Annotated in this window: 17 protein-coding genes and 1 tRNA gene; 5 read left to right on the top strand and 13 right to left on the bottom strand. The window is 43.1% G+C overall.

Annotated features, from left to right (window positions below; translation table 11 throughout):
* Positions 1-62 precede the first annotated feature (62 nt).
* The gene (locus ACYX4N_RS17025) at positions 63-848 is read right to left on the bottom strand and encodes a LytR/AlgR family response regulator transcription factor (protein WP_476054870.1); all 786 of its coding nucleotides are present in this window, start codon (positions 846-848) and stop codon (positions 63-65) included.
* Positions 849-985: 137 nt separating this feature from the next.
* Positions 986-1,312 carry a DUF3718 domain-containing protein gene (locus ACYX4N_RS17030; RefSeq protein WP_476054871.1) on the bottom strand — a complete coding sequence of 109 codons (327 nt, stop codon included), beginning with the start codon at positions 1,310-1,312 and terminating at the stop codon, positions 986-988.
* Between the two features lie 315 nt (positions 1,313-1,627).
* On the opposite strand from ACYX4N_RS17030, the gene ACYX4N_RS17035 reads away from it, so the two are divergent.
* On the top strand, positions 1,628-2,332 hold the full coding sequence (locus ACYX4N_RS17035; protein WP_476054873.1) for a hypothetical protein: 705 nt from the start codon (positions 1,628-1,630) through the stop codon (positions 2,330-2,332).
* A gap of 47 nt (positions 2,333-2,379) precedes the next feature.
* Here ACYX4N_RS17035 and ACYX4N_RS17040 read toward each other — a convergent pair whose 3' ends face one another.
* Positions 2,380-2,709: a hypothetical protein gene (locus ACYX4N_RS17040; RefSeq protein ID WP_334057245.1), complete on the bottom strand. Its 330-nt coding sequence runs from the start codon at positions 2,707-2,709 to the stop codon at positions 2,380-2,382.
* Between the two features lie 188 nt (positions 2,710-2,897).
* Positions 2,898-3,707, bottom strand: a complete 810-nt coding sequence (locus tag ACYX4N_RS17045; RefSeq protein ID WP_476054874.1) for an MbnP family protein — start codon at positions 3,705-3,707, stop codon at positions 2,898-2,900.
* Positions 3,708-4,191: 484 nt separating this feature from the next.
* Here ACYX4N_RS17045 and ACYX4N_RS17050 point away from each other — a divergent pair.
* Positions 4,192-4,268, top strand: a tRNA-Ile gene (locus ACYX4N_RS17050).
* 154 nt (positions 4,269-4,422) lie between these two features.
* A complete protein-coding gene (locus ACYX4N_RS17055) occupies positions 4,423-5,610 on the top strand; it encodes an MFS transporter (protein WP_476054876.1) in 1,188 nt (395 codons plus the stop codon).
* A gap of 64 nt (positions 5,611-5,674) precedes the next feature.
* On the opposite strand, the gene ACYX4N_RS17060 is transcribed toward ACYX4N_RS17055, so the two are convergent.
* The 4 genes from ACYX4N_RS17060 to ACYX4N_RS17075 form a co-directional block, all read right to left on the bottom strand.
* The gene (locus tag ACYX4N_RS17060) at positions 5,675-6,781 is read right to left on the bottom strand and encodes a mechanosensitive ion channel family protein (RefSeq protein ID WP_476054878.1); all 1,107 of its coding nucleotides are present in this window, start codon (positions 6,779-6,781) and stop codon (positions 5,675-5,677) included.
* A 94-nt stretch (positions 6,782-6,875) separates the two neighbouring features.
* Positions 6,876-7,280: a hypothetical protein gene (locus ACYX4N_RS17065; protein WP_476054880.1), complete on the bottom strand. Its 405-nt coding sequence runs from the start codon at positions 7,278-7,280 to the stop codon at positions 6,876-6,878.
* Between the two features lie 98 nt (positions 7,281-7,378).
* A complete protein-coding gene (locus ACYX4N_RS17070) occupies positions 7,379-8,320 on the bottom strand; it encodes a PA2778 family cysteine peptidase (protein ID WP_476054881.1) in 942 nt (313 codons plus the stop codon).
* 4 nt (positions 8,321-8,324) lie between these two features.
* Positions 8,325-8,705, bottom strand: a complete 381-nt coding sequence (locus ACYX4N_RS17075; protein WP_476054882.1) for a PA2779 family protein — start codon at positions 8,703-8,705, stop codon at positions 8,325-8,327.
* Between the two features lie 529 nt (positions 8,706-9,234).
* On the opposite strand from ACYX4N_RS17075, the gene ACYX4N_RS17080 reads away from it, so the two are divergent.
* Positions 9,235-10,827: an ABC-F family ATPase gene (locus ACYX4N_RS17080; RefSeq protein ID WP_476054884.1), complete on the top strand. Its 1,593-nt coding sequence runs from the start codon at positions 9,235-9,237 to the stop codon at positions 10,825-10,827.
* Positions 10,828-10,945: 118 nt separating this feature from the next.
* Here ACYX4N_RS17080 and ACYX4N_RS17085 read toward each other — a convergent pair whose 3' ends face one another.
* Positions 10,946-11,842 (bottom strand): hypothetical protein, encoded by an 897-nt coding sequence (locus tag ACYX4N_RS17085; protein ID WP_476054885.1) that lies wholly within the window; start codon positions 11,840-11,842, stop codon positions 10,946-10,948.
* Between the two features lie 410 nt (positions 11,843-12,252).
* Between ACYX4N_RS17085 and ACYX4N_RS17090 the strand changes: the two genes are divergently transcribed.
* Positions 12,253-13,020, top strand: coding sequence for a MipA/OmpV family protein (locus tag ACYX4N_RS17090; protein ID WP_476054887.1), 768 nt, complete (start codon positions 12,253-12,255; stop codon positions 13,018-13,020).
* Between the two features lie 154 nt (positions 13,021-13,174).
* Here ACYX4N_RS17090 and ACYX4N_RS17095 read toward each other — a convergent pair whose 3' ends face one another.
* The 4 genes from ACYX4N_RS17095 to hutC all read right to left on the bottom strand — a co-directional run bounded on the left by ACYX4N_RS17095 (position 13,175) and on the right by hutC (position 17,974).
* Positions 13,175-13,696, bottom strand: coding sequence for a CreA family protein (locus tag ACYX4N_RS17095; RefSeq protein ID WP_476056467.1), 522 nt, complete (start codon positions 13,694-13,696; stop codon positions 13,175-13,177).
* A 90-nt stretch (positions 13,697-13,786) separates the two neighbouring features.
* A complete protein-coding gene (gene hutH, locus ACYX4N_RS17100) occupies positions 13,787-15,379 on the bottom strand; it encodes a histidine ammonia-lyase (protein WP_476054889.1) in 1,593 nt (530 codons plus the stop codon).
* Between the two features lie 2 nt (positions 15,380-15,381).
* Positions 15,382-17,151: a urocanate hydratase gene (gene hutU / locus ACYX4N_RS17105; protein ID WP_476054890.1), complete on the bottom strand. Its 1,770-nt coding sequence runs from the start codon at positions 17,149-17,151 to the stop codon at positions 15,382-15,384.
* A gap of 100 nt (positions 17,152-17,251) precedes the next feature.
* The gene (gene hutC, locus ACYX4N_RS17110) at positions 17,252-17,974 is read right to left on the bottom strand and encodes a histidine utilization repressor (protein WP_476054892.1); all 723 of its coding nucleotides are present in this window, start codon (positions 17,972-17,974) and stop codon (positions 17,252-17,254) included.
* Positions 17,975-18,014: the final 40 nt, after the last annotated feature.

Raw genomic sequence — 18,014 nt, forward strand, 5'->3', positions numbered from 1 at the left:
TAAAGTACTAAGTGTAACGATTAGCGAGTTCCACCACCAGCGGGACTATGGTCTTATGGGCCTTATGTTCTTTCTTGATTTTCTTGGCCCTCGACATGCCAAAACTGATAGTAGTACTTGTGGGTTATTTTAAAGATCTCGCCACTTTTCATAACCACTCTTTGCTGATTTAGCCTTTGATCTAGATGCGCGACGTATTTAGCATTTACTGCTACTGAACGATTACAGCGCTTAAAGTACTGCTCGCCAAGACGCTTAAGTAATTCACACAAAGTTGTGCGAACTACATAACATTCAGACAGTGTTTGTACACACATGTAGTCCCCTGCCGCTTCTATCCATTTAATATCAGCGGGATTTAAGCAACACCACCCATTCTCAGTTCTAATACCGACCACATTAGGTTTGATACTCTTGCTTAACTGTTGGCGTAATGTCGCTAACAACGCGGGCTTAGATACCCCGTACTGTTTGCACAGCCCTTTTACCATTGTGTTAAATTGAAAATCACGTTCGAAACAGTCAAATTTGCTTTTAACGTATCCGATAGCACGTATTAGCTGGTCCTCTTCAAAAGGCGCTGTAATAAAACCAGATGCGTTGTACGAGAACGCCAGAAGTGCCTCTTCATCCTTGTCGCCCACCGCCAACCAATACTTTGAAGCAAGATTACGGCATGACTTTGAAACCGAATAGAAACCGATTGATTGAGGGTACTTTTCAGCCAAAGCTAAACAGTGACCCACCGACTCAGCTCCAAAAACATGGCTAAACAGATTTAGTTGCTTCAAGATTTTGCAAAGAGCGGCTTGCTTAGATGCAGATTGTAAGAATACTAATGAGATCATCTGCGCTCCCTTGCAATTTAATTGATGCTATGACTTTTTAGGCTTTATACCGCAGCTTTTTAAAGAACTAGCTGAAGAAAGATGGAAAAAAGGGGCTATGCATCACATAGCCCTAAGTCCAGGGCAAAAAACTCAAATTAGCGTTTAGCGGTCAATACGCTTGGGCTTGCATTTACTCGGCGCGCGATATGCTGAGCATTCTTAGAAGCGTTATGAGTAGCCGCAAAGGTCAACATATCTTGGCCATTACAAACTAAACCTTCGTGCAGGTCTCTCATACTTAAGCCTGTTGCTTTTACCGCGCGATGTAGTTTAAAGCGGCTATCGCTCTTTACGGCTTCACATACAGCAATTAGCTTATCTTCTATCTCAGCTGGGTAAGAGCCAGCATTAGCAGCAGTAGCAGTTAAAGAAAGTGTGGTTCCTAGTAAAGCGATTTGGGTAACACGGCGTAACGTAAACATAACAATTTCCTCTGATAGTATTAGGCAACGCGGTGACGACCTCTACTTGTCGCCGCACCCATAACCTAGTTAAGTTTTATGATGTTTACGCTACAGAAGCGTTAAAATACGGTTACCTGAGTTGTAGCGATAAGCGCACAAAAGATAAGGTTTAACTATCTGCCTAAACTGTTATTAGTCGTGCTTAAAACATATTTTGAAACAACCTAAAAATTTTAAAATTGCTAGCTATAGTTAAGAAGCGCTAAGATATTATAAAAATAGAATTTAAAGTAGGCATGTCGTAAGCCAATAGCATTAATTCAAGGAAGAGAAATGTTAGAGCAGCAACACTATCACCATATAAGAGAGCATATGCAGCCAGGCGACATCATTGCGTTTGGCGGAAACAGCTTGTTTTCCCGATGGACAAAACTTACTACGCGCTCAGCCGTTACCCATGTTGCCATAGTTACACAAACCAAAATTACACACACGAAAGCTACGCATACCAAAGCTACACATACTATGCCGCACGACCAGGAAAGAAGCCGATATTACAATCACGTCATGGAAGCTACGTCGTTCAAGGGCAAGCGGGGCGTTATGACAAACCGGCTAAGCGAGCGTGTTGCATCGTACGACGGCGATATTTGGTGGCTGCCCTTATCAAACGCATCGCGCAGTATTTTCGAACAAAACAAACGCAAATTCTTTGACTTTATGTGCGAGCAAGAAGGAAAACCCTACGACATACTTCAGCTATTCGGTTCGGCTGTAGACGCACTCGACGAGCACCCTCTATTTAGTAGTATTAGCTATAATAACGAGGATTTTAGCAGTTGGTTTTGTTCAGAGCTTATTTCTGAAGGGCTAAAGACCGCGGGTGTGGTTACAGGTGTAAATTCATCCGAGGTAACCCCAGTTGACATCTGTCGGTTCAATATCTTTAAAAAACGTTATGTACAGCTTAAAGGGGAAGGCCGAGTTATCGCAGGCTTTAATTCTTTAGTGCCAGACAATTGGGGTCAGATTGCCTAACCCCACATAGCTAAAAGCTTGTTTACCTGCAAAAGGTAGTTCTGCTTTTAGAAAATGCTGTCTTGGTGAATTTTAATAAACATACCCGTACCAATTTTCGAGTAGTCAATTTTATATTCTTTTCCGTTTAGCGTTTGAATGAATACTAAAGTTTTTTCGTCGCCGAAAACATCGCTAGTCGTTACATCTACTAATTCCATATCCATCATTTTTGCATCACGCTTATTCTCAGGTACTTTACCTTCGTATTGCTTAATGCCTTTGTAGGTCACAAGGATTGGCGGGTTGTCATCGCCATTAATAACCAATAAATCTAACTTTCTAATTTTATGAATGATGGTGTTTCGACCACTTGTAATGAAGGGTTTTTCAGTCATTCTCATCTCCGCGACCGCTTACCTGCTTTTTTATAATTAACATAGATTGTGAACGTCGAGTCTATCACGATGTTAATAATCAGCACATAAGCATTTGGTTGATATATGTGTGCAAAGTATAAACATAAATTGCGAAATGTGAGCAATAAATCGCTAATTTTTAGTGTTTAATTATGTTTATTTCAATTTTACTGCCATTTTATCCACGGTCTATAAACGAGATTATGGATAAGCTTCTCACAGGGCTTAGTTTCAGGAGACTTAAAAACACAGCTTTCAGCTTCGTTTATATCAACTTGTGCCACTATGTTAGAAACAGAAACCTCTAAGTCTAAGTCAGTATCTAACTGAGTCATTGGCAAAATAAATTCAACGCGATTAGTGAATGCACATGACTTTGCAGGTGGCGCAGACGCTGACTCAGATGAACACCCTACGCTTCCCAAATGATAAGACCATTTACGTGTTTCTCTACCACTTTTTGAAACATCCAGCCTTAGAAACTGGTGTCCATTTTGACGACTCGAAAACATCGTCTTATCGTTTAAGGGCGTCTGTTGAGTAAGGAGATCAGCGTGGTTAACATCAAAAGGTAACCCCATAGTAAAACGAAGGTTAGTTGCTAGTTTTAAGAGTTCCTCTGACACATCTAACACTATTTTGCTGTTAGCATCATCTGGGTTGCTACATTTGTTGTGAAATTTCAACAATGCTTCATTAGGCGTTTGCCACTGAGTCTGCTTGAACTTCACCCGTTGCCATTTTCCATCTATGCGCACTTCGGGTTTGCTAAGATAGAACCCGAAATAATCGATATTCCAACGCTGCTGACCAATGCTCATGATCATTGGGCACGCGCCTGTGTCTACACCCACAAGTTTAAAGGGTATTTCTCCCGCTTCGCGCCCTTTTAGGTTAATCACGTCGCACCCTACCAGTGTAAGCAATGCAGCGAAAAGTAACGTATATATAGCTTTCATGCGAAAAGGTATTTTCATTTACTTCAATAATTCCTTCAAATATTCCGCAGCCAGAAGCTGCTGCACTTTCACCCACCACGTAATCGATAAAATGAGTGCATGACTATTAAACGCAATAGTGCTGCTTTTAGCGTTTGTGAGTCAAGGCGGACTAACATACAAAAAGAGTAAATATGCGATATTGGGGTAAAGAAAGTGTTAGCTTTTCTTCCAGTACTTTTCCGTAATGCTTTTTTCTAGCGCTTTTTTTCTAGTGCTTTCTTCTAGTGCTTTCTTCTAGTAGTTAGGGGGGGGGGTGGGAAGTATTGGATTTCGAATAATGTTTGCTAAAGCTATTCATAAAACAAGCAAAACAGCGACAAAATGAACAAAAATAAAGCAAACAATTCACAAAGCCATCAGCTAGGCGTGACAAGGTAAATAAAACTGCTTATACTTGCGCTCGCTTGTGGTTGTTATGCAAAACAATTTGCAGACAGAATTACACAGCACATCTCAAAATGGCCCCATAGCTCAGTTGGTTAGAGCATCCGACTCATAATCGGCAGGTCCCCTGTTCAAGTCAGGGTGGGGCCACCATTCCCTCAGCGTCATCGACTAATAATCCCCCCACTAGTAACCACTTTGCTGTGCACTTTTGCTCAAACTTAAAAAAACGCCATATTAAAACTGTAATACCTCATCTGTAGCCTATGTTTATCATTACTTTACCCATTTATCGGTTTCTTATTAGATGAAGCACACCATGTCGCGCCATGCGTTTTACTCGCTAACGGTTACCTTCACTATTTTGTCCGTTCTTGGCCAAGTCTCTACCAGCATTTATAGCCCCTTCTTTTTTGAATTAGCGACTATGTATGGCAGTGAGGTGAGCGTGATTGAGCAAAGCGTAGCTGTGTTTTTAGTCGCCTTCTCAGTTTCACAGTTAGCGTCTGGCATAGTGTGCGACTACATAAACAAGCAAAAATTTTTGTTCTGTGGAATCTTAGTATTTATTGCAGGTACACTTATGGTGGCACTTGCCAGTGAAGAGTCTGCTTTTCTTATAGGTCGTGTGGTGCAAGGCTTAGGTGGTGGCGTCGGCGTATCAGTATCGCGAGGGTTGTCACGTCAAATATTTAGCGAAAAGCAGCTAAATACTTCACTTTCACTTATCAATATTGCCTTTGCTATTGCCCCAGCAATAGCGCCTCTAGTAGGTACAATAATTGGCGAGTCTTTAGGTATTTCCGCTATATTTTATTTCGTGCTGGTAATGGGCCTACTCGCTCTACTTTTGCTATTCTCAGTTTCCACCATTCTTAGTCATTTTACTCCACCGGTATCTGGCAATGTTTTTAGTCATACGTTAGAACTTATAAAAAGCACAATAGTGAAGCTTGTCTCGGTAGGCATGGCTAGCGGGCTTTTGTATGGCATTGTGTTTTGTTTCATTACTATTGCACCCTCTATGGTAATGCAGCAGTTTGGGCTTTCCAAAACCCTGTTCTCGGTTTACTCACTGCTAGCCACCTTATCTTTCGTTGTAGGCAGCGTATTCAATATTCGGCTGACTTCTTTGTCGCCTTTGCAAAAATTTAAGGTACCTAGTCTCTGTTTAGCGGTATTTTCCGTGCTTTTTGCATTGACCGTTTTCTTGGGCATAGAGAGTGGGCTAGTCAGTATTTTGGCTTACTGCTATATCACGTTCTTCTTCATTGGCATTGCTATGCCTTGTAGCGTAACTATTATGCTGGGCTATTCTGAAACATCTGCCGGTTTTTTAGCAGCACTCACTGGCTTTTTTCACCTGACAGGGGCCGCCATAGGCGCTTACGCTGTAACATTACTAACGCTAGAGCCTACAGAGGCTTTCAGTTTAATGACTTGTGCGCTAAGTATTGCCAGTATCGCCATTTGCATCACTTTGAAAAAGCACTAGATAATTGTGCTTCCGATGATCTCAATGCAATCGAAAAGCCATGCGCTAGCGTCATTACCTATGCTCAGACTTGCGGCCTTTCGTGCTCATTCGCTGTCGACAAAACATTAGCCGCGCTTTCTTGCTCTATATTGAGCGCGGTAATTGGGAACGGTATTACGATCCCCTCTTCATCAAACCGCTTTTTCAGCATTTTTATAAACGCACTTTTAATGAAGAAGCGATTAAAGTATTCACGGGTTCTCAGCATTATGGTCAGGTTAATGCTGGAATTATCAAAGGTGTGAAAAATGACGAAGGGTTGATAGGTTTTAACACCGTACTCGTGCTCTTTTAAAATAGTATTGGCCACTTCTAAACAGACCTTTTCAACATGATCTAAATCAGAGCTATAGTGCACGCCCACTTCAACGGGTACTGAAAGTTCGCGTTCAGGATAGTAGTAGTTAATCAGTTTGGAATTAGAGAGTTTGCTGTTGGGCATAATAACAATGTTGTTAGGCAGCATTCTTACCCACGTAGAGCGCCACCCTATTTTCTCGACAAACCCTTGTTCCCCTGAATCAAGTTCAATGAAATCGCCTATACGAATGGGCTTATCCATCACTAGTTGAATGCCTGAAAAGAAGTTTTCAAGCGTGGGCTGTAGGGCTAGAGCTACTGCAAGTGACGTAATACCCAATGAAGCAACGATGGGCGTTATCGATACTCCCATTGTGCTTAAAATGATTAAAATGGCGAGTACGGCAAACACTGCTCTTACTGCACCACCAGCAATAGCGCTGGTGTTTTTTACAATGGTTGATTGGTCGCGATAACGATTTAAGGAATAGGTAATAAAGCGCTCGAAAAAAAGAAACAGAGTAATTATAAGACCGGCTTCAATAACAATAGTTAACGCCTCAATAGCCCTTTCATCTTCTATCTGAAATACTGAAACAATACTTTTCACTAACAACAGAAAGATAACCCAAATAAGCAAATTAAGCGGGGCATTTAGGGATAGAACTAGCACGCGATAAATATCAGACATGCTGCTGCTTTCAGAACGCGCCTTGGCTTTTAAGCGCACCAATATAAGGCGCTTAATGATGAAAAGCACAATAACAACACCGATTAATCCGGCTATTGCAAGTACCTGCTTATTTTCAAGAAGTTGGGTGCTATCCACGGCTGACGACGCTCCTGCGTAAAAAGTATGGTGCTTTTTTAATTAGCTATACGTTAATACGGGAAAGAAGACGCAAAAGGTACACCAATTGTTGCTAGGAACGTTCAGAAAGCTTTTGTTGATATTCGTTCGAGAGCCATTGATAAGCTTTTTCATTATCCGTGAAGAACAAGTAATCCATAGATAACAGTTCAGGGATCCGTTGATACATAATCCCGCGGATCACAGGGCCTTTGTATACATAGGCTTTTGCAATGAGACCCATCTCAGGAAGACGATTAATAATGTGCTTAACCATATCAAACGCTTCGGGCGTAGCGCCTTCTACTTGGCTAATGTCGGCAAGTAAGGCAAAAGGCTTTCCCTTCAACCGCATAACTAATTCGAAAAGCTCTTCACGATAACTTTCGGCGCTACTTTCATTAAAGATGCCATAAAGCTTAGTTGTAATAATCCCATTTGCGTGGGATATCGAGGCGTTGCTCAAATTCTTTGACATATCCAACGTTAGTTTTTCTAAACCCTACTAAAGGATAGCTGAAAAAATAATGTTGGCATTAAATTCGCGAAGTTCTCACTAAGATTCAATGATAGTTACTACTCTTTTAATGCTAGCAACCTGTCGTTATCTGGAAAGCGTGCAAGTGCTTGTTTAAGCACCTCGTTTGCTGACTCAAGCCTATTGCCTTTACGCAATGCAATAACATAGTTGTGCACATACGCTTGTTGATGTTGGCCTACGTCATACCCTTTTTCAAACCAGGTTATCGCCAGTTTGTTGTTCCCTTCTATGTCAGGGTTTTCGAGGTAATAATTGGCAAGCAGAAAGTAGCTTAACCAATAAGAAGGCCAAGCCTGAGAAGCGGTTTTTAAAAACGCTAGCGACTGCGCTTTGTCTCCCACTTTAAGCATATCGTAGGCTGCACTGACATAATTGAAAGGTGTCATTTCTGTCGACGTTACACTGGGTGGTACGGGTGCCAAATACCAGTAATTTCCCCTTGCCCAGGTTCTTTCAAAAAGTTCAAGCGACATTTCGTGATTAGGCGTAAGGCCCGTATGTAAAGTAACCGTTCCCTTATCACTATCGAACCCGATAACAACGGCGTAGTGCCACTGGGGTATTAATTGAATGGATAAATTTTGAAAAACAATCACTGGGATATCGTCTTTAACTAACGACATAATAGACGATAATGTTCCTCGCTCAGTGTATGGCAAGAAACCAAATTGTCGGGTAGCGCTGATCATTTCGAGCTGCAGACTTCCTTCTTTGTTCGGAATGAACAACTTAGGCGCAATGTCCTCTGGAGAGGTACTTTCACCATAGTAACCAAAGACTTCAGACAGTGTAGTTGGCCCGCAATAAAACTGTTCTTGGGGGAAAAATGGTACAGATTGAATAGTGTGTGATTCCGGCAAAGAGGCAAGTCCCTCTTGCCTTAGCTTGTCAGCTTGAGGTGTGGACTGACAGCCAGAGAGTAAGAACGAAAAAGCAAGGCCTGCTAACACGCAGACCTTTTTAACAATACTTTCCATTCAATTAGCTATTTACTGGACGAATAAACGGGTAAACGTCAGTGACACCAATTAGATCCAGGATTGCGACCATAGCAAGTACGGTAAGTACCGCACCCACAACACCACCTGCTGGCGCTTGGTTGATTTCATCATTTAGTTGCGCGATCTCACTGTCAGTCATGCCGTTGATTCTGGCGATCGCTTGATTGCTATCTACACCTAAGCTAACTAGTTTACTTTGCACGTCTGCTCGGTTAACCATGTCAATAAGCTGCTGCTTATTGTAGTGAGCGGCTTGAGTTTGCATTACAGAGTCTGAGCTAATTGCTTCTGCGTGAACACTACCAGACATTAGAACTGTTGCCGAAAAGCAACCAATCGCAATTTTTTTAAAAAACTTCATGATGTTTCCCTCTTTAAAATGCATAGTTTTATTCTTGTTTATTACTACCTAACGCTTGGTAACAAGAATGAAATAATACTTCGCACTGGTTTAGCAGACTTGTTTGCACGCTGCGGTTTATTTTCAGTAGATAGACGCAGCAAGATTAAGACCAACTACAAAAGCCTCTTCTTTAATGATAGGAACGTTTCCATTTCTTCTCGCTAAAATAGCGATTTAAGTAAGGCTAATGCCAAAAAATGGTGAGAAAACTTTCACTTGTTAATTCTGAATTGATAACTTACCGCGCACTGACTGTTATGTAATATTTTCCTTATGCTGGAATTATTTGCTTAGTGTTAATCTAATTAAGTAGCTGTAAGAAAAGCAATACGCCCAGCTCTCTAACAACGTCCGCGCAAAAGCTGCTCAAAATTCCCTCGACATGTAGCGCTCAATTCCTTATAGTGCGCGCGCTTTTATATATTAGTAGAGCGATAAACGCTTTCACTATTATCTCTTCTCATCGTTTTACCCCTGGATACCTGTTTTGATTACCACCGCAAATATCACAATGCAGTTTGGCTCTAAGCCATTATTTGAAAATATTTCCGCAAAGTTCGGCAACGGCAACCGTTACGGCCTGATAGGCGCTAACGGTTGTGGTAAGTCTACCTTTATGAAAATTTTAAGCGGTAAACTAACGCCAACCTCGGGCAACGTCTCAATGGCTCCGGGTACGAAGCTAGGTATATTAAGTCAGGACCAATTTGCGTTCGAAGAGTTTAGCGTAGTCGATACCGTGATCATGGGTGACCGTGAATTATGGGAAGTTAAGCAAGAGCGTGACGCCATTTACAGCAAGGCTGAAATGAGCGAAGAAGATGGTATGCGCGTAGCAGATTTAGAGACCCAGTTTGCCGAAATGGATGGTTATACAGCTGAAGCCCGCGCTGGTGAAATACTTACATCTGCCGGTATCGACGAAGACTATCACTTCGGTTTGATGAAGGAAGTGGCCCCAGGTAAAAAAGTACGTGTACTTTTAGCCCAAGCCCTATTTGCCGAGCCTGATATTCTGCTTCTAGACGAACCAACTAACAACTTGGATATTTACACCATCAGTTGGCTTGCAGAAGAACTTAATAAGCGTAAGTCGACCATGCTTATTATTTCGCACGACAGACACTTCCTAAACTCTGTGTGCACGCATATGGCCGATATCGATTATGGTGAACTGCGTGTTTATCCGGGTAACTACGACGACTACATTCAAGCAGCCATGCTAGTTCAAGAGCAGCTTCATGCAGAAAATGCTAAAAAGTCAGCGGAAATTGAAGAGCTACAGAGCTTCGTAGCGCGATTCTCTGCCAACGCATCGAAAGCGAAACAAGCTACTTCCCGCGCACGTCGTCTTGAGAAAATTGAACTGGCTGAAGTAAAGGTGTCTAGCCGTCGTAAGCCTTATATTGTGTTTAAGCAGCACAAGAAACTTCACCGCCTTGCTATCACTCTTGAAGACTTAGGCCATAGCTACCCGGATCTTCCGTTATTCGACAATGCGAACTTATTGCTAGAAGCCGGGCAGCGCTTAGCCATCATCGGTGAAAACGGCGCAGGTAAAACCACGCTGTTAAAATGCTTAGTGAATGACATTGAGCCTACCGCTGGTAGCTATAAGTGGGCAGAAAATGCCGCAATTGGCTATATTCCACAGGACAACGCCAAATACTTTGCTGAAGATATCACTATGTTTGAGTGGATGAGCCAATGGCGCAGCCCGAAACATGACGACCTGCAAATTAAGGGCATGTTAGGCCGTTTATTGTTTACTTCTGATGATTTCAATAAACGTGTTCAGGTATGTTCTGGTGGTGAGAAAAACCGTTTATTGTTCGGAAAGCTTATGCTTGAAGACATCAACGTATTGGTAATGGACGAGCCTACCAACCACATGGATATGGAATCAATTGAAGCGCTGAACAATGCACTATATAAGTTTGACGGCACAGTGATTTTCGTTAGTCACGATCGCGAGTTCGTTTCATCGCTGGCGACACAAATTATAGAGATAAAAGACAAACAGCTGAATCACTTCGATGGCAACTACGAAGAGTTTTTGGCCCATAAAGAAAACGCATAAGTAACGTGAAAAGGGGCGCACAAACCAATAACGTCACCTACACACCCTTGAGGTTTTGATAGTAAACCTAAAAAAAACGGGCACTTGATTAAGTGCCCGTTTTTTGTTTTTTTGCAACTTATTGATTTGAAAAATACTTGGCCGTCGTTTCAGCTAAACGATCGAAGTAACTTATGATTGAATCTTTGATAGGCGCTAGTTCTTTTTCTGTAACTTCATCAAAGTCTTCGGGTGGAACGAACTCTTCAATGCGCACGTTCTTCATGGCGTCATCTTGTAACTCTTTAAACAAAGGTTTCGAAGCAATGTCTACGGGCTTGTCTAAGCTTTCAATGCTGATATCAAAACTTGCGGAGGCGATGTAATAATCGGTTCCCAAGAAGCTCCGAGTAAATAGGCCGAACCCTTCACTTTGATGTTCTGAGCAACCATAAGTACCGCATTCTGTGATGGCTACTGTTGGTGCCTCTTGAACAATAATAATTTTTGTAACACCGTCAGCTAACAGCGATTTTCTAAGTGCATTTTGATTTTCATTAAAAGACCAATTGTTATCTTGCTTCACCACGAAATCTAGTTGCCATGCTCCTTTAACTTTGGGTGATACGTCCACCACTTCAAAGCGGCTTGATTGTTCTATTGCCGTTTTAAGTTTAGTAAAAAGCGTAGATGCTATCTGCCAGTCGTATGCATACTCTTTCGTGAAGTTATTAAACTTAGTCGTACCAACATGGGTGTGCGATGGGAATCCATTCGCATTGATAAAAACGCCTATTTTTTGCTTTGGTACTTCTATAGGTTCTTTAGCTTCATCGGCTTCGTCCTCGCTCGCTTGCTCTGAACCATCAACCTTCTTATCTACCGCATCGTTGTTTGTTTGATTACCTGAACTTGATTTATCGTCATTAATCTCGGTAGGAACACTTTCTCTTGAATCCATACCTCTTTGCGTTACGCACCCGGTTGCCAGCATTGATATAGCAACCAGCACACTAAACTTTGTTACAAACTTCATAACATTTCCCTATTTCAAAGCTAATGAGCTTAATACTGAATTTAGACTATTATGGTTTTGCACTAAACCTCCTCTCAGTGTATTACAAGCAATCTTCCCTATCGATAAAAAGTTACGTTAAGCATTCTCATGCGCAGTTTAACTTTCCAAATCGCTTTAAATTTACCTGTAACAAACAACCTTCACACTGCTTCCAGTGATTTCATTTTTTATAAAAGAAAAGCTAACAATAGAAATGATTACCGCTGTGATTTGTAAACGGGGTTAGTTGGCCTACTAACTACCCGCTTTGAAAAAGATATAACCCTTTTAGATTTCATAATTGGATAAGCATTTGACGTAAAGAACAGGTTAAATATTGATCGAACCTGAAGTTTAGGCTGTATTGTGATTAGAAAGGAAATTAACTAATGACTCTATTAAAGTGTTTAGGCTCAGTAAGCCTGTCAACATTGCTCGCATTCTCCTCTACCGTCTCTGCACAGCAGTCAGCGGGGCCACAACAGCCTCAAGGCTGGATGTGGGGTTTTGGTGTTGCCGCATCTCAAGACGTTTATACCGACTTTGATAACCGCATTGTGCCTATACCTATTATTGGCTATACAGGTGAAAAGCTTAGGGTGTACGGGCCATTCATAGGTTACGAGTTATACAGAGAAAAGGGCTTCACTCTTGATGCCCAACTTGTGCCGGTATTTGCAGGTTATGAAGAAGATGACAGCGCCGTGTTTACCGGCATGGAAGATAGAGACTTTAGCTACGCGGCTGGCGTTGGCCTTAACTATAATGCGGGCAGCTGGGTGTATTCATTATCAACCAATGCGGATATTCTGGGTAAGTTCGACGGCTACCAAGCGTCAGCTCGAATAGGCAAACAGTTTAGAGTAGATAACTTCATGATAGAGCCATCGGTCGGCGTTACTTACCAAGATAGCAACTATGTCGATTATTATTACGGTGTGCGCCCCGAGGAAGCTACTGCGTTTCGAAACACATATAACGGCGATAGCGCACTTAATACAGAAGTCCGCATTGCTGTTTCTACCCGACAGTTTTTAGGCGGTATGACGCGTTTAGAGGTTGGCGCTACTTTCTTTGACGATAGCATTAGCGATAGCCCGCTAACCGACGATGACACGGCATTAAGTGCCATGCTGGTTTACACGCGCTTTTTCTAAGCGATTGCCACCTTTCACTACAGTCATGTAAAGTTTCATAGCTGAGCTTCCTGTACTAGTTTATAAACGCTATCACGCTTAGCCTTGAAAGCTATGAACACCATTAAAAATGCCCTCACTTTCGAGGGCATTCGCGTTATTTACACGTTAGTATCTACGTCGATTTTTTGAAGGCAAGCGTCTCCCACAGGGGAACGGTAGACAAGCTATGTTTGTAACTTCCTGATGTTTCTTTAGTGCTGTAAGACAAGTAAATCAGCGTTTTTGAATCGGCGTCATAAATTCGTCGAAGCTTCATGTTTTTAAAGAACACGCTTTTAGATTTTTTGAATATCACTTCACCGGAATCTGACTTATCAATAGCCTCTAGCATCTCTTCTGTGATTGGGCCGGTTTGTCTGCACGCAATAGAACTGTCTGACGGATCAGACAAATCTAAATTCGCTTCAATACTTGAAATATGACAGGTAACGCCAGTGACAACAGGGTCTTGAAGCGCGTCAATTTTTATATCTTTTGTGGTAAAAAGGCCAAGCGATACGTCGCCAACTTCGCTATCACTACAGCCTGCTAGCGTAAAAAGCGAAGCAGTGAGTAGCCCAAGTACAGAACCTTTGAAAGCGCTGCTTTTTATTGAAATCCTATTTAAAAAAGCATGGTGTTTTTTGAGCTTCATCCAACGTCCGCTTGTTTTCATACCTTTATCGCCTCTATGCTAATTATAACCTTTTATGTACCTACTCGAATTACCGAGTCTGTGATCATTTTAGCCTAACAGGTTTAGCTGTATTTTATCCATAAGCGCATGCTGTTTTATAAGTTGCTTGGCTTTTTCAATGTCCGGCGCGAAATAGCGATCTTTGTCGTAAAAAGGCACTTGCTTTCTTAGCAACTGCATTAATTCCTGCAGCTTTTCGCTCGTTGTTAACGGTTTTCTAAAATCTAAACCTTGGCAGGCCGCTAACCATTCAATGGCTAAAATGCCCGCTACGTTGTCAAAAATGTCTCTTAATCGCCTTGCCGCAAATGTAGCCATAGACACGTGATCTTCTTGGTTAGCAGACGTAGGCAAAGAATCGATGGATGCTGGGTGCGCCAAGGTTTTATTTTCACTAGCAAGTGCCGCACAGGTCACCTGCGCAATCATAAACCCTGAATTTACACCACCGTTTTCAACCAAAAATGGCGGCAAGCCGCTTAAGTGAGTATCTATCATTAGCGACATTCTACGCTCTGACAGCGCGCCAATTTCAGACAACGCAATAGCTAACATGTCTGCTGCCATCGCCACTGTTTCAGCATGAAAGTTTCCGCCAGACAAAATATCGCCAGCGGTAGCATCGCCAACATTTGAGCCATCACTAGTTTCAACAAAAACTAACGGGTTATCGCTAACGCCATTTGCTTCCGTCACTAGAATATCTTGAGCGTAGCGCATTTGCTGTAAACAGGCGCCCATCACTTGAGGCTGGCAGCGCAATGAATACGGATCTTGCACTTTTTCACATCTTTGGTGCGACTTACCAATCTCTGAGGTATCTAACAATGCTCTAAACGCAGTCGCCACATCACACTGGCTTTTATGGCCTCGTACTTCGTGAATGCGCGCGTCGAATGGCACGCGAGAGCCTAACGCGGCTTCGACCGTGAGCGCACCAACACCGATAGCACTATGAAGTGCATTTTCAGCGTAAAACAGCCCCTGAAGTGCAAACGCTGTTGATGCCTGTGTACCGTTTAACAGTGCTAAGCCTTCTTTGGGTGCCAGCGCAATTGGCTCCATGCCCGCTATTTCTAATGCTTTGGCTGCACTTATACGTTCTCCTTTGTAGAAGGCTTCTCCTTCTCCTAAAAGCACCACACTCATGTGTGCTAGAGGCGCTAAATCTCCACTAGCCCCTACCGAACCTTTTTCAGGAATGGCAGGGTAAACCTGTGCGTTAAATAAAGTAATCAGCGCCTCTATCACACTCAATCGAATGCCCGAAAAACCCCGTGCGAGCGAATTAATCTTTAGCAGCATAAGTAAACGCACTGTATCTTCTTGCATAAAGTCACCGGTACCGGCCGCATGAGAAAGCACTATACTGCGCTGCAATAACTCCAATTCATTGACATCAATTCGCGTATTAGCCAATAGCCCAAAGCCCGTGTTAATGCCGTACACGGTTCTATTTTCTTCTATGACGTTCAACACTACTTGCTCGGCAGCATTTATGGCGGGTATCGCACTTTCAATCAGCGACAAGTGAATATGGTTTCGATGTACTTCTCTTAACTGTTCTAGCGTCAATGTGCCAGGAACAAGCGTTAGCTTTTTAATTTCGTCTTGCTCAGTGAAAAAAGACGTCTGGGACATGATTACGCCTCCCCGTCTAAGCTTTGGTGTGAGCCATTTTGGTGTGAGCTAATTTGGTGTGAGCTAGAATTTGAACCTGCATTGCAAGCTCTTTGGTTGTTAGTAACGGAATTTACCATAGGAAGGTCAAGGTTATGTTTGTCCGCACAATCTTTTGCAATGTCATAGCCTGCATCGGCATGACGCATTACGCCTGTTGCAGGATCGTTATGAAGCACTCGAGCAATACGTTCGGCCGCTGCATCTGTACCGTCACAAACGATAACCACGCCTGAGTGTTGGCTGAAGCCCATTCCTACACCACCGCCATGATGAAGGCTTACCCAAGTTGCACCACCCGCTGTGTTTAATAGCGCGTTTAATAACGGCCAGTCCGAAACCGCATCTGAACCATCGAGCATGGCTTCAGTTTCTCTATTTGGTGAAGCGACCGAACCAGAGTCGAGATGATCTCGACCAATCACCACCGGTGCACTTAGCTCACCACTGCGCACCATTTCGTTAAAGGCAAGCCCAAGCTTTTGTCTTTCACCTAGTCCAACCCAGCAAATACGCGCAGGCAGGCCCTGAAACTGAATGCGTTCCTTGGCCATATCTAGCCAGTTATGTAGATGCGGGTTATCGGGTATAAGCTCTTTAACTTTAGCGTCCGTTTTATAGATATCTTCTGGATCGCCAGATAAAGCAGCCCACCTAAAGGGCCCTATGCCCTGACAGAACAGCGGACGAATGTAGGCGGGTACGAAACCTGGGAAATCAAAAGCATGCTCAACGCCTTCTTCCAGCGCCATTTGTCTAATGTTGTTACCATAATCGAGCACTGCCGCGCCCGCCTGTTGAAAGCCAAGCATGGCTTTAACCTGTAATGCCATCGACTCTTTCGCTTTTTTAATCACGCAAGCTTCGTCTTTTATACGCTGCGCCTCGGCTTGATCTAGCGTCCATCCAACCGGCAGATAGCCATTCAGCGGGTCGTGAGCACTGGTTTGATCGGTTACGACATCTGGAATGATCCCGTTTTCTAGCATATCGGGAAATACCTCAGCAGCATTGCCGAGCAAGCCTATAGAGACTGGTTTGCCGTTTTGTTTGGCTCTCTCTAATAGTTGCATAGCTTCTTCAAGGGATTGGGCTTTTTTATCTAAATAGCCCGTTCGAATTCTGAAATCTATGCGGGTTTCATCAACTTCCACTGCCACCATTGAAAAGCCAGCCATGGTAGCCGCAAGTGGCTGCGCTCCACCCATACCGCCTAAGCCGCCTGTTAAAATCCAGCGCCCTTCAGCAGTGCCGTTAAAATGGGTTTTGGCCACACTCACAAAGGTTTCATACGTGCCTTGCACAATGCCTTGCGAGCCTATGTATATCCACGACCCTGCCGTCATTTGCCCGTACATCATCAAGCCTTCTTTATCCAGCGCGTTAAAGTGCTCCCAGTTAGCCCAGTGCGGAACAAGGTTAGAGTTTGCAATTAATACTCGAGGTGCGTTTTCATGGGTTGGAAATACGCCGACCGGCTTGCCTGACTGGATAAGCAATGTTTCGTCAGTATTTAAGCGCTTAAGCACTTCAACAATTTTGTCGTATGACGCCCAATCTCGGGCCGCGCGCCCAATGCCGCCGTAAACTACCAAGTTTTGTGGATGTTCCGCCACTTCTGGATCTAGGTTATTCATTAACATGCGAAGCGGCGCTTCGGTTTGCCAACTCTTTGCGTTTAACGTACTGCCTCTTGGGGCACGAATTTCTCTTGTAGGGTCGAGGCGTTTCATAAACTTCTCCTAGGCATCTTTTACTGAAACATTTTTGTTATAAGAAGCTGTATCTTTATAAAAGGCGCCTTGAGAGTTAGCGTCTTAGGCGCGTTTACACTTAAAACTCCAAGTGTCCTCCCAGTCGGTATCTACTGCCAGGGTGGAACAACACAGCGTGGCTAACCACAGCGGCTGACCCATTTCCGTTCCCCGTCCCTCGGGAAAATGTTCTTCGAGTAATCTTCAGGCACGGCTCTTTAGGCTTTATCAGTAACGCTTGTGCAATATCTTTTTCAACAATTACAGCTTCAACGCTGTGGTCCGCCTGAGAAAGCGGCGCGACTTGATTCAGATAAAAGTTTGCGGTTTGCGCTTTAAAATCCTTATCTAAGTAGTCGTTAATCCAAGCTGGATTAACCCACCTTTCTTCATACTGAACGGGCAAGTTGTTCTCGCAATGCACAATAATGCTGTGAAATACAGTTTCTCCCACATCAACGGCTAGGCGCTGTGAAATAGCATCACTGGCAGGCGCAGTTTCAAGCACCAATATCTCGTTAGTGTATCTATGCCCCCGCCTCTCAATTTCATCGCGAATACTTTTGATTTCTAACATTGAACTCATAGGGCGGCTGTCTGACACAAAAGTGCCTATTCCCTGACTGCGCATTAAGATTCCTTCATCTACCATCTCACTTAACGCACGCCGCGCTGTCATTCGGCTAACACCATGTTGCTGGGCAAGTTGGTTTTCTGAAGGCACCTGACTACCCGGCTTCATTTCACCGCTTTCAATGGCATCCAAAATTGCCGTTTTGATAATCCTGTATCGAGGTTGCATATCGTGAGTTCACAACTAAATTGTTAATAATATGATAACA

Source organism: Alteromonas sp. ABH4_452 (assembly GCF_056311825.1).

What these genes read in the sequence shown, in the direction of transcription:
- ACYX4N_RS17085 (WP_476054885.1), bottom strand. Translation starts at nt 11,842, where the DNA reads ATGAAGTTTGTAACAAAGTTTAGTGTGCTGGTTGCTATATCAATGCTG.
- ACYX4N_RS17045 (WP_476054874.1), bottom strand. Translation starts at nt 3,707, where the DNA reads ATGAAAATACCTTTTCGCATGAAAGCTATATATACGTTACTTTTCGCT.
- ACYX4N_RS17035 (WP_476054873.1), top strand. Translation starts at nt 1,628, where the DNA reads ATGTTAGAGCAGCAACACTATCACCATATAAGAGAGCATATGCAGCCA.
- ACYX4N_RS17090 (WP_476054887.1), top strand. Translation starts at nt 12,253, where the DNA reads ATGACTCTATTAAAGTGTTTAGGCTCAGTAAGCCTGTCAACATTGCTC.
- ACYX4N_RS17040 (WP_334057245.1), bottom strand. Translation starts at nt 2,709, where the DNA reads ATGACTGAAAAACCCTTCATTACAAGTGGTCGAAACACCATCATTCAT.
- hutU (WP_476054890.1), bottom strand. Translation starts at nt 17,151, where the DNA reads ATGAAACGCCTCGACCCTACAAGAGAAATTCGTGCCCCAAGAGGCAGT.
- ACYX4N_RS17055 (WP_476054876.1), top strand. Translation starts at nt 4,423, where the DNA reads ATGAAGCACACCATGTCGCGCCATGCGTTTTACTCGCTAACGGTTACC.
- ACYX4N_RS17070 (WP_476054881.1), bottom strand. Translation starts at nt 8,320, where the DNA reads ATGGAAAGTATTGTTAAAAAGGTCTGCGTGTTAGCAGGCCTTGCTTTT.
- hutC (WP_476054892.1), bottom strand. Translation starts at nt 17,974, where the DNA reads ATGCAACCTCGATACAGGATTATCAAAACGGCAATTTTGGATGCCATT.
- ACYX4N_RS17030 (WP_476054871.1), bottom strand. Translation starts at nt 1,312, where the DNA reads ATGTTTACGTTACGCCGTGTTACCCAAATCGCTTTACTAGGAACCACA.
- ACYX4N_RS17025 (WP_476054870.1), bottom strand. Translation starts at nt 848, where the DNA reads ATGATCTCATTAGTATTCTTACAATCTGCATCTAAGCAAGCCGCTCTT.
- ACYX4N_RS17065 (WP_476054880.1), bottom strand. Translation starts at nt 7,280, where the DNA reads ATGTCAAAGAATTTGAGCAACGCCTCGATATCCCACGCAAATGGGATT.
- ACYX4N_RS17095 (WP_476056467.1), bottom strand. Translation starts at nt 13,696, where the DNA reads ATGAAGCTCAAAAAACACCATGCTTTTTTAAATAGGATTTCAATAAAA.
- hutH (WP_476054889.1), bottom strand. Translation starts at nt 15,379, where the DNA reads ATGTCCCAGACGTCTTTTTTCACTGAGCAAGACGAAATTAAAAAGCTA.
- ACYX4N_RS17075 (WP_476054882.1), bottom strand. Translation starts at nt 8,705, where the DNA reads ATGAAGTTTTTTAAAAAAATTGCGATTGGTTGCTTTTCGGCAACAGTT.